Below are 12939 nucleotides of genomic sequence, written 5' to 3'. Positions count from 1 at the left end.
CGGTATGGTCGAACAAATTCTCGCGAATCTGAAACAGTCGAACGTCAATACCGACAATACGTTTTTGCAGGCGGTCGGCGAAGTGCTCTCGTCGCTCGAACCGATCGTCCAAAGCGATCCGCGCTATGAACGCTACGCAATTTTGGAACGTCTCGTGACCCCCGACCGGGTGATCCAGTTCAAAGTTCAGTGGGTAGACGACCAAAGCCGCGTCCACATCAACAACGGCTACCGGATCCAGTTCAACAATTCGCTGGGACCGTACAAGGGCGGATTGCGATTCCACCCCAGCGTCGATACGGGGATCTTGAAATTCCTGGCTTTCGAACAGATTTTCAAAAACTCCCTGACCGGGCTCCCTATCGGCGGGGCGAAGGGGGGCAGTGATTTCGATCCGAAAGGGAAAAGCGACTTCGAGATTATGAAGTTTTGCCGTGCTTTCATGCGCGAGCTTTACCAGTACATCGGTGCGCGGGTGGATGTTCCCGCAGGCGACATCGGGGTCGGAGCCCGTGAAATCGGCTACCTCTACGGTGAATACAAACGGATCACCCGCAACTACGACGGGGTCCTCAGCGGCAAACCCTACGAATTCGGAGGATCGCTCATGCGTCCGCAGGCGACCGGGTACGGGGTCGTCTATTTCGCCGCCGAGATGCTTTCGCAGGAACTTCAGGAGACGCTGGAGGGGAAAACGTGCTGCGTCAGCGGGGCGGGGAACGTGGCGCTCCACACGATCGAAAAGCTTCAGCAGATGGGGGCTCTGGTCGTCACCTGCAGCGACAGTGAGGGGACGGTCTTTGATCCCAGGGGGATCGACCTGTGCGTCGTACGCGAGCTGAAGAGCAACGGCTCCCGTGCGTCGCTGGAGGGGTACGCGGCGCGTGTTCCGGGCTCGGTCTATACCGCCAAAGCCGATTATCCCGAAGGGGGGCATGCGGCATGGCACTATCCCTGTTTCGCGGCGTTCCCGTGCGCAACGCAAAACGAGCTCGGCCGGATCGACGCCGCCAAACTGATCGAAAACGGCTGCGTTGCCGTGGTTGAAGGGGCGAACATGCCGACCACACCCGACGCCATCGAGCTGTTTCAGCGCGAAGGAGTCCTCTTCTCCCCGGGCAAAGCCTCCAATGCCGGAGGGGTCGCGGTGAGCGAATTCGAAATGAGCCAGAACGCGTCGATGGAGAAATGGGATTACGACAAGGTCGATCGCAAGCTGCAGGAACTCATGGCACAGATCTACAAACGGGTTTCGCTGACGGCCAAAGAGTACGGATGCGAGCGCAACTTTGTCGACGGGGCCAACATCGCGGCGTTTAAACGGGTTGCGGAAGCGATGATTCTCGAAGGCGTGTAACTATTTACACGGGGTTAACAAATATTTACCGGATTGCGACTACAATTGCACCGATATTACAGGACAGGTCTTTCAATGAATAAAATACTCTCCCTTCTGGGGTCCATGAAAACGATGGCCGTTTTGATGCTGATTTTCGCCGTCTCAATCGGCTATGCGACCTTCATCGAAAACGACTACGGCACCATGAGTGCGAAAGCCGACGTTTACAACGCGCGCTGGTTCGAAGTGCTCCTGGCACTTCTGGCGCTTAATCTGACGATCAACATTGTCAATTTCAAAATGGCACGGCGCGAAAAAGCGCTGGTGCTTTTGTTCCACGTCGCTTTTTTGATTATCCTTGTCGGCGCGGCGGTGACCCGTTACATCGGATATGAGGGGATGATGCACATCCGCGAAGGGGAAAAGAACGACGCGATTACCAGCGCGGAGCCCTACATTACGTTTTCGGTTCTCAAAGGCGACAATACCTACACGTTCGAAGAGCCTCTTTTTCTCTCCAAGCGTTCAGCCAACGATTTCGAGCGGACGCTTGACGTCGGCGGTGAATCGGTGAGCGTCAAGCTCGAAGCTTACATGGGCGACGCGTCGTACGAGATGGTCGCCGATCCGGCCGGCAAGCCCGTTATCGAGCTGATGGTAACGGGTGCGGCGGGGGCCCAGCAGGTTCAGCTCGTACAGGGAGAGTTCGTCGAAGCCAACGACGTGGTAATCGATTTCGGTTCGGGGAAAACGTTTGAAAAGCCCGTTGTCGCTCTCAGCGTCGAAAACGACCAGCCGTACTTGACTACGCCGCAGCCGCTGATGACGCTGAGTATGGATACGCAGCAAAGCGCACCTCTCGCCGGCGGTAAACACCTTTTTGCGGGACGTACACTCTACCAAAGTCCTCAAAGCGGGTTCGTCATGCGCAGCTTCCTCCCCAAAGCGGTGAAAAAACTGGTTTCGCTCCCCGCCAAAGGCCCGATGATGAAAGGCTCCGATGCGCTTACGCTCAGTTTTACCAAAGGAGGCGAACGCGCCCAGGCACTCGTCATGGGAACGCCCGGAGAGATCGGCGAAGCGGTTCAGGTGAAGCTCGGAGAGATGATGATTCAGGCTTCGTACGGTTCGATCGAGCGTAAACTCCCCTTTGCCGTAGCGTTGCGCGATTTTCAGCTTGAGCGTTATCCGGGATCGATGTCCCCTTCCTCGTACGCCAGTGAAGTGACGGTGATCGACGAGGCAAACCAAAAAGAGTTCGACTTCCGTATTTACATGAACCATGTCCTGGATTATCAGGGATACCGCTTTTTCCAGTCCTCGTACGATCAGGACGAACTGGGAACCGTCCTCTCGGTCAACCGCGATCCGGGAACCCTTATTACCTACATCGGGTATCTGTTGCTCGCGATCGGCCTTTTTGGCGTATTGTTCGTCAAAACGGGCCGTTTCAACGCCCTGGGTGAAAAACTCAAATCGATCAACGCCCAAAAAACGGCGGCTTCGCTCCTGATTGCCCTGATGGCATTCGGATCGACCGATGCGGTCGCTTCGGACGAGTCCAACCCGGTCATCCAGACCGCCAAGGCTTTCGACAAAGCCCATGCCGACCAATTCGGCCGTCTCGTCGTGCAGGATGCCAGCGGACGGATGAAGCCGATGGACACGCTGACCCACGAAATCCTTGCCAAGCTGGGCCGCAGCGACACGTTTATGGGGCTCACCTCCAACCAGGTCGTTCTGGGGATGATGCTCCGTCCCGACGCATGGCGCGAGATCGCAATGATCCGTACGGGAGACAAGGAGATCAATAAGCTCATCGGACTTCCCGAAAATGCGAAAACGGCCGCTTTCTCGCAGTTTTTCGAATTCCCCGACGAAATCGCGGGTTACAAACTGGCCAAACTCGTCGACGAAGCCAACCGCAAGTCCCCCGGCAAACGGGACAAACTCGACAAGGCGCTGCTTCAGGTCGACGAGCGGGTGAACGTCGCCTACATGGTCTACACCGGCTCCCTCGTGCGGATGTGGCCCCGTCCGAACGATAAAAACCACAAATGGGACGCAACGATCGAAGCGCTCCAAACCCTGCAGCCCAAAGAGGGCGAAGTGGTGCGCCTCCTCGCCATCGGCTATTTCAGCTCCATCGACGCCGCGATCAAAAGCGGTGACTGGAAACAGGCCGATGAAGCACTCGCGCGCATCGACAAATACCAGCGTTTCGTCGGGGCGAGCGTCTATCCCGCCGACATGAAGCTCAAAGCCGAGATTTTCTACAACAAGGCGAACATCTTTGAACAGCTCTGGCCGTTGTATTTCGTCGTCGGGTTCCTCTTGCTGATCCTGTCGTTCGTCAAAATCCTCAAGCCGTCGTTTGCGATGGCATGGTTTACGAAGATGTCGTTCGGGCTGTTGGTGCTCTTTTTCGCCGCGCATACGGTGGGACTTGCGATCCGCTGGTACATTTCGGGTCACGCTCCATGGTCGAACGGGTACGAGTCGATGATCTACATCGGATGGGCTACGGTGCTCGCGGGATTCATTTTCTCGCGCCGTTCGGTGATGACGATGGCCGCGACGTCGATCCTGACGGGCCTGATCCTCTTCGTCGCCCATCTGAACTGGATGGATCCGCAGGTTACGAACCTCGTTCCGGTATTGCAGTCGTACTGGCTTTCGATCCACGTGTCGATGATTACGGCCAGTTACGGGTTCCTCGGTCTGGGAGCGCTGCTGGGGATGATTACCCTGCTGCTGTTCGTCTTTAAACGGGGCGAAAACGCCGGACGGCTCAACCTCGCGATCAAAGAGCTTAACGCCATCAACGAAATGAGCCTCATCATCGGTCTGGTCCTCCTGACCGTCGGAAACTTCCTCGGCGGCGTCTGGGCGAACGAGAGCTGGGGCCGCTACTGGGGCTGGGACCCAAAAGAGACATGGGCGCTCGTGACGATCCTCGTCTACGCCGTCGTCATCCACCTGCGCTTTATCAAAGGGGCGTACAGCGACTACGTCTTCAGCGTTGTCTCCCTGCTGGCGTTTACGTCGGTTCTGATGACCTATTTTGGGGTAAACTACTACCTCGCAGGGCTTCACTCGTACGCGAAAGGCGACCCTGTACCGGTTCCCGATTTCGTCCCCGTCACCTATGCCGTTATCGCGATCGTGATCGCAATGGCATACCCCAAACGCAAAACCGCGTAATTCTTTTCTTTTTTTCCTTTTTTCCTTATCGCCGCTTTGTATGGCGGCGATTTTCTCCATTAAAATTTTTCCAAAGTCTAAAAATTGTTCACATAGCAGCCTCGACAAATATTTTTAATTGTTTTAAAATATTTATAATTAATGAATAATTAAATAAAAAGTGTTTACTATTTGTTAATTTTAAACATGAGAAAACATTGATTAATAAAATATTGTCATTTTTTTTGATATTTATGTTTGGCGTTTTGACCGGACATGCAGCCACTGATACGATGGTTCCGTTTTTGAAAGAGGAACAGCGCAAACTCTATCAGAAGCTTGAAAATGTAGATACCGCTATACCTTCGTCAGAAGGTATTGTCCCCGAAGTCAATGTATCCGAAGAAAAAAACGATACGGTATGTTTCATAACACGTACCATCAACGTGAAGAATGCTACATTGATTCGAAAAGAAGAGTTTGAAGCAATCACAAAAGAGTATATCAGCCGATGTAACGGTATTCGTGCGCTCAATTCATTAGCCGATGCGTTTACAAAACTTTACATAGATAAAGGATATGTCACCTCACGAGTCTATCTTCCTACGCAGAATATCGCAGAAGGTAAGATTGAAATGAATGCGGTTGAAGGGAAGGTAGGCCGAATCCTTTCCGACAGCAAAAGAACGAGCGGAGCATTTATTGGTCTGGCAGATGCAGTGTTGCATCTCGGAGATCTTGAAAGTGCATTGGAACAGGTGAATCGGTTGCGATCCGGCGAGACACGGATGCGCTTGGTGCCTGGTGAGAGAGTCGGAAGCAGCGATATCGTTTTGAATACCCGTGAAACCGCTCCTTTATTCGGCTCATTGGGACTAAATAATTTTGGTTCGGAAGAAACGGGAAAATATCAAATTTCGGGCGGGGTAGTATGGGAAAATTTTTTCGGTTTCAGCGATATTCTTGAAATTGCGCTTAATACGACTGATAAACAACAAACCGGACGCAAAACTTTTGGAAATTCATACACCTATGGTATCCCTTTAGGAAAATGGCTTTGGGAAGCGGGATTATCCCGTTTTACCTATTCCCAGACGATCAGGGGCTTGAATGATTCATATATCTCTCATGGAGAAAGTGAAGTTTATTCTCTCGACACAACTTATAAACTTTTTCATACCCGTACCAAGAATGTTGAGCTGTCCGGATCTCTGGCCCAAAAGAAGACACTCAGTATGATCGAAGGGGCGGTGATCGATTCGTCAACTTACAATTTAACAGTCGGTAAAATCGGTGGAAAATTCGTTTATCGCAATCCGTCTTTGGAATCGTATCTCCTGTTGGATTATTACCACGGCTTGAATCCGTTTCATCCGACAACCGACGGTGCGCTTAAACATGATTTCTCAAAATGGACGCTGGCTGTTGGGAGTACCAAATATTTTTCTTATTCCCTTCCCGTGACATATCGATTTTCTGCCTTTGCCCAGTATAGCAATGATCTGCTTTATAGCGTTGAGCAGATAAGTATCGGGGGAGCGTACAGCGTTCGGGGATTTCAGAATCGCAACATCAGCGGTAACAGCGGATGGTATGCCCGTAATGATTTTGCATTTCAACTTTCAAAATATATCGCTCCTTATTGCGCGTACGATCTCGGTCGGATACGTTCAGGTGAAGATACTTCAGGCGGGATGCTTACAAGCGCTACCTTGGGGCTTCGTGGACAGTATCGTTCTTTGAATATCGATCTTTATCATGCGATTCCTCTTACCGCCCCGGATGCAACATTTGACGTAGAACCGTTTATCGGGATAAGCGCTTCGGTCAATTTTTAGGAGACACTATGTTTACTCACCTCTATCGCCAATCGATTTCATACGCACTTGCTTCGGTCCTGCTGGGGAATACCTTGTTCGCTGAAGCTATTGTTGTGGATGAAGCGGCCCCGCTTTTCAATCAGCCGCAGATGGATGTGACCGCAAACGGAATTCCTCTTGTCAATATCGTCACACCAGGCGTAAATGGTTTGTCACATAACAAATTCAGTGCGTTTAGTATCGAACAAAAAGGAGTCATTCTTAATAATGCAACCAATGCCGTCCAGACACAACTTGGCGGATGGGTTCAAGGCAACGCCAATCTGGGAACGACTCCCGCACGAGTAATCCTTAATGAGGTGACCGGGACAAATCGCTCATTATTGCAAGGTTATGCAGAAGTGGCAGGACATCGTGCCGATTTAATCATTGCCAATCCTAACGGCATCACGGTAAACGGAGGCGGATTTATCAATACCGCGCGTGCAACACTTACGACAGGTATGCCTCAGATCAGCGGCAATACGTTGTCGGGATTTTATGTACGGCACGGAGATATTTCCATCGAAGGGGATGGTCTGAACGCATCTAATATCGATCGCGTCGATCTGTATACTAAGGCATTGTGCCTTAACGCTGAAATCCATGCGAAAAAACTGGATGTGGTGACTGGGCAAAATAGTATTGCTCTTGATGGTACCGTTGTAGCTGATGAGGTGGTAGGAAATGCCGAATTTTCAATCGATTCGGGTGCTTTGGGGGGAATTTATGGTGAAATGATCCGTTTGGTAGGTACGGACAAAGGAGTCGGTATCAATCTGCCCCCGATTGCATACGCAGGAGATTCATTGGAATTGACTGCGGATGGAGAAATTGTAATTGCTACGGCAATCGCGGAACATTCGCTCCGCTCCCAATCCAGTGAACTCATTGTCAATAAAAAAATGTATGCGGGTAATATTGATGTCGAAGTGTCGGATGCTATGCGCAATAAAGGTGCCATAATCGCGGATACGCTAAATATTTCGGGTGGAGATATAGTCAATGATGGGGGAATAATAGGGACTGACACGTTTTTGGCGCATACACGGCAAATGACCAATAATGGAGTACTTTACAGTGCAAAGAAAATCGATATTGCGGCGTCTGACCTCTTACTGAATGCCGAAGGTGCTTATATCGTTTCAGGAGGTGATATTATAATCCACGATTCGGGAACGGTGCGTAACGAAGCCGCAACGATAGATGCGCAACAGGATCTCAGCATAGATGCTTTATCGCTCGAAAATTTTTCGACAAACGTTCCGGACAAATCGAGCGTTACATCCTCGATCAGTATTACCGATTATTTTGCACCCGAATTTCGTGACCATCGTACAACGACGACTACGATCGAAGCGATTGACAAAACAGGATTTTCACCCGCTTATATCATGAGCGGCAACGATATGATGATTGATGCGGCGATACATAACCGATATTCGATGATTTCGGCCAATAGAGATTTGTACTTGTCAGGTTCGTTGAACAACGAAGCGGCAGTTAATGCCCATGAAATCATTGATATTTCCCATTATGTCGAACACTGGGAAAAACATGGAAAATGGGGAAAACATGCATGGTACCATAATTACAGTTATTATGAACACTCCGATACGATTCTGGATCATGTATATTCGACAATATGGGCCGGCAGAAATCTTCATGGTAATTTGATCGGCATTAATAATGCCGATGTCGTTGCAGGAATCGCGCCGATCAATATATCATCCAATGAGATTCCCGAATCATCGCATTTTACCGATCTCATCGCTGATGGAAGTTATACCCTTCCCGAAGGAGACTATGGGCGATTTGTTGCCGTATCGAATCCATCTCTTCCATATCTGATTGAATCCAATCCGCTGTATACGGATTTCAATACGTTTATCAGCTCCGATTACATCATGGATAGGTTGCATCTCGATAGTGCCGCCAATACCAAACGCCTAGGCGATGCAACATATGAAACACAGTTGGTGCGTGATGCGGTGTTTCGCCTGAGTGGAGAACGCTATCTGGCCGGATTCGGCAATGATACAGCACAATACCGGGGATTGATGGACAATGCTCTCTTGGCACAAGGTGACTTGAATCTGGAATTTGGGGTAACTCTCAGTAGTGAGCAGGTGAGGGCGCTTAACCGTGACATCGTGTGGATGGAGGAGCGAGAAGTTTCAGGTCAACGTGTATTGGTTCCGGTGGTCTATCTGGTATCACTAAAAAACCAAGAGCTGACACAAGGCGGCAAGATCATTGCCGGAGGGGATGTCGCATTGGCACTTGATGGAGCACTTAGCAACGCCGGAGAGGTCAGAGCGGGTGGAGTTCTCCTTGCACAAGCCGATCGTATTTCCAACACAGGCGGAACGATCAAAAGCGCTAGTGATATGCTCCTGCGCACGACTAATGATATCACCAACACGAGCGGAACGATCAGAGGCAATAACGTTGCGCTCATCAGTGACAACGGTAATATCGTTTCACAGAGTGCTACCAAGAGTATCGATTTGAATGAATATGCCGGAACAACCGGAAACCTTTCAGCGGTAGGGGAACGCGCAGAGATTTGGGCAAAGGGCAACCTTATCGCCGGAGCGGCTAAAGATATCACCCTCACGGGAGCCGAAACGTCCGCAGGGGGGAATATCGCTCTGAGCGGTGAAAACGTCACCCTAAGCGTCCTGGAACAAAATTCCCTCTACAAAACAACATGGGCACAAGGTTCCAGCGAGATAGAAAAGATCAAACAACATACGAGTATTCTAAGTGCAGGAGGAGACACCAATATCGATGCAGCTAACGATATCACGGTGAATTCTTCTAATATAGCAGGTAAAGAGCTTGCTTTGAACGCGGGAGGAAATATTGCCGTCATTGCTTCGAACGATCGTGAATTTACGGATGTCCGGACCAGCTATAAAGGGACATTTTCTTCCGGTTCTTCCCGTGATACAACCCTCAAAGAGTCGGTCGTCTCTTCGGCGATCAACGGGAATAATATTGCTATTACCAGCGGCAAAGACACCACGTTGCAAGCCGCAAACCTAAAAGCAGCTCAGAATATTCAAGTGGATGCGGCAGGGGACATCAACGTCCTCGCCAAGGCTTACCGTGAAGCAGAACTTCATCAAGAGTCCAAAAGCAGCTTCGGCGGTCTGGTCAGTTCCGTATCGCTGGACAGCACCGATGCAGTAAAGCGTCATGAAGCGACGCTAAAAACCGAGGCCAAAAACATCATCATGAATTCGGGAAAAGATCTTACTATCGTGGCATCGAATGTGAGTGCGGGAGACGCAATCGGACTGGCAGCAATTCAAAACGTCAATGTATTATCCGATGAGGAGCAAAAGACTAAACAATACTACAGTAAGAAATCAGGACTTGGTTTAGGTTTGAATGACGGCATGCTGACGGTTTCAGAAGAGAAACAAACACAAGATGCCAAAGCCGATATCACGCAAAAAAGTGCAATATTGAGCGCGAATACGGTAGTAGTTGAAGCGGGACAGGATGTGACATCCATCGGATCAAATATTGTTGCTTCAACCATTGACGTGAACGCACAAAGAGATGTAAATATCCTTTCAGCTACAGAATCCGCCAGCCATCAGCATAAAGAATCTATAGCAAAAGCAGGTATCGGTGTAACGCTAAATATGAACGAAGCCTCTATTTTTGCCGGAGTCATCACCAAATCCGACAAACTGGGAGAGGGACAAACGCAAGAGGTAAGTACACAACTTCTCGGTGATAATATCATAGTGCATTCAGGTAATAATACCAATGTTCTTGCATCAAATGTTTTTGCCAACAATGATGTCTCCATCCATGCTGATAAAAATATCAATATTCTCTCGGAGGATGCAACCGCCTATAAAAATCAGGTTCACGAAGAACTAAAAGCGGGGATCAAAGTCGGGGTAGAACAACATGTTACCAATGCCGCAAAACAACTCTCATCAAATGCGCAGTCGCTGTCTAAATCGGACAACGCGGTCAATGCCGCTTCGATGGTGCTGAGAAGTATCGATTTGGTTAGTAATACACTGTCACATTCCATCAGCGTGGGATTTGATGCGATTGCCGAGATGTCCAAAAGCGAAACATCCATTCAAAGTACCTCCGCACAAAGCTCTACCATTGCTGCTGGGCATGATGTAACGTTAGATGCCGGGAAAGAGGTCACCGTTGCAGGTAGTGACGTCATCGCGGGGAATAAAATCTCGATGAACGCAGAATCGATTACCCTGAAATCTTCGGCACAAAATACCTCTTCCTCGTTATCAGATAAATCGGGATCGTTCAAAGTAACCTTGTTCGGAACACGTGAAGGTCAAGTGGATGCATCATATGCACAGGCTAAAAACCAATCCAACGATACGACCCAAAGAGATGCTTATGTGAGTGGTAACGATGTCCTCATCAACACCTCAGGAGATACGACGCTTAAAGGTGCTCATGTATCCGGTAATACCGTTACGGCAAATGTCGGCGGAAACCTTAATCTCATTAGTGTCCAAGACACCGGAAGCTCCAAAGGCGACAGCAATAGCATTGCCATCAGTACCGGAGGAAGTGTCAATGTAGGTGCAGGGAAATCGAGCCGTTCCAAAGCATGGGTAGAAGAGCAAACAGGTATCATCGCAACCAAACAAGCCGATATAACCGTAGCCGGCAATACCGATCTAAAAGGAGCGATCATCGCCACCATCGATAGAAACGGAAATGACGTAAACAACGTTCATCTCACGACGGGAACCCTCAGCGCAAGCGACATCGCCGATTACGACAAATCAACCTCGATGAGTATCGGTCTGGGAAATATTACCGCCGCACAATTCCAAACGAACAGTAAAGAGACTACCGGAGGAACCCTCGAAGCGGGATACGGTTACAGCGATAAAGAGCAAATCAACCGTGCGACGATCGGAGGTGGGACAATTGCCCTGACTAGCCAAGAATCAGTATCGGGCACGCTCAACCGCGACATCGCCAAAGCCCAAGAGATCACCGAAGACGAGAGTAAAAACTACGATATATATGCGAGTGAAAACTCTATCAACTCGGTGCTGAACCCTACCCAAACTGTCGAGAAATGGAAACAAGCGGCAAAAGACATCGGACTAAGCGTACGTAAAGAGATCACGGAAAATCTGCCGGGGTCGAATGATAACGGATTAGCAGGAGTAGTGGGCGGAGGGCTGGATGCTATCAGTGGTTTAGGAATCCTCCCATCGCAAAGAAACGGCGGAGGGTATGTGACGCAGATCGCCATACAGCTCTTCGGAGATAATAGATCAATATTGCAAAGTAAGGATGAAGCAAAATTTATAGCTTTAGGACTTAGTAAAGAAAATAAAGATTACAGCGAGATAAAAAATTCAGATGGAACTATTAGCTACGTTACAAATCCAAATAAAACCGTACGACTTACGAAAAATGCTGAAAAAGATGGAAACTTTGATGACATGAAACTCTATATCGATGAAACCAAAGCAATTGCACTTGGACTGGATAAGCTTTTTACAAATGGTATCATGAACAGCGTGGCTGAAGCATTGCAAAATCAACGCGAGCAACAAGGAAATCCGAGCATAGCATTACTAAACTATAACCAGACCCATGGTATTGTCGGAGATTTGATCGAAGTAGGACAAGATAAGCTTGCAGTTACAACCAATATGACTCAACTGGCTACGGGGGGAGCACGACAAAGCGGAGAGATCAAAACACAATTGACTAAACTTACAAACGGAAACCTCAACTCGGCCGCGCATTCCGCAGGAACGGTGCAGGATTATCTGGGCACGAAACTAAACCAGGACGAAATCGGTTCAATCGTACAAAACAATCCAAATGCGAAATTCACGACCCAATATGACGGTTCTCCGGTAAGCTCTGATGCGGCAGGGGAGTTTTTTCGTGAGATTTATGGGGGAGAACAAAGACTAAAAGATCAGCATGGAAGTAAAGATATTGAAAATATTTTCAAATCTTCCGTCAATCCGGGGGATTTGGTGGCAATGCTGGGGGGGAATAGCGCAGGAATAAACAATCGCAACGATTTTTGGAAAAATTTGGGATACGATTTGACCCGAGGATTACCGACTCTTTTTAACGGCGGACTGGAAGCCAATTTGGATAATCCGGATCAAACATCTTCGCATTCAGGATATAAGTGTGTGATAGGGTGTGGGGAAAGTGGAATAACGCCTAGTGATAAAAGATATTATTTCGATCCAGCGACAAATTCTGAACTTACTCTCGATAGTTTTTATCGAGCAATTCATACTGATCCGAGCTATTCAAATGTCTATATTCCACAAGCAGGAGATAAAAAGTGAAGCATTTATTACTTATTGGGATGATTCTGCTGATAAGCGGATGTTCAGAGCCCCATATGTCAACCATCTACCCCGATGACAAGCAGATGATACTAAAAGATCGCGCAGTGGATTTACCGATGCCGTTTTACGATCTATCAATGAAAAGCCAAGACTATCCACGGTGCCATAAAAAAGGTTTTTGTTCATTATTTCCTGAATTCAGAGAGAG

Annotated in this window: 5 protein-coding genes; all 5 read left to right on the top strand. The window is 48.8% G+C overall.

Annotation, left to right across the window (positions count from 1 at the left end):
* Nucleotides 1–4 precede the first annotated feature (4 nt).
* Complete coding sequence (gdhA, locus tag AB1763_04360) at nt 5–1357, top strand: NADP-specific glutamate dehydrogenase (protein ID MEW5832048.1); 1353 nt, start codon at nt 5–7, stop codon at nt 1355–1357.
* 75 nt (nt 1358–1432) lie between these two features.
* A complete protein-coding gene (gene ccsA / locus AB1763_04355) occupies nt 1433–4543 on the top strand; it encodes a cytochrome c biogenesis protein CcsA (GenBank protein MEW5832047.1) in 3111 nt (1036 codons plus the stop codon).
* 197 nt (nt 4544–4740) lie between these two features.
* Complete coding sequence (locus tag AB1763_04350; GenBank protein MEW5832046.1) at nt 4741–6360, top strand: ShlB/FhaC/HecB family hemolysin secretion/activation protein; 1620 nt, start codon at nt 4741–4743, stop codon at nt 6358–6360.
* An 8-nt stretch (nt 6361–6368) separates the two neighbouring features.
* Nucleotides 6369–12728, top strand: a complete 6360-nt coding sequence (locus AB1763_04345) for a hemagglutinin repeat-containing protein (GenBank protein ID MEW5832045.1) — start codon at nt 6369–6371, stop codon at nt 12726–12728.
* Nucleotides 12725–12939, top strand: a 215-nt coding sequence (locus AB1763_04340; GenBank protein ID MEW5832044.1) for a hypothetical protein, incomplete at its 3' end; no start/stop codon positions are given. The genes AB1763_04345 and AB1763_04340, both read left to right, overlap by 4 nt.

It is taken from the genome of Campylobacterota bacterium, from assembly GCA_040752835.1.
GTDB lineage: Bacteria > Campylobacterota > Campylobacteria > Campylobacterales > Sulfurimonadaceae > Sulfuricurvum.
The sequence above is the reverse complement of the archived record's forward strand: the minus strand, read 5'-3'. Positions and strand labels throughout refer to the sequence as shown.

Bases quoted from the DNA above. Each gene is read 5' to 3' on its own strand.
- gdhA (MEW5832048.1), top strand. From the start codon at position 5: ATGGTCGAACAAATTCTCGCGAATCTGAAACAGTCGAACGTCAATACC.
- ccsA (MEW5832047.1), top strand. From the start codon at position 1,433: ATGAATAAAATACTCTCCCTTCTGGGGTCCATGAAAACGATGGCCGTT.
- AB1763_04345 (MEW5832045.1), top strand. From the start codon at position 6,369: ATGTTTACTCACCTCTATCGCCAATCGATTTCATACGCACTTGCTTCG.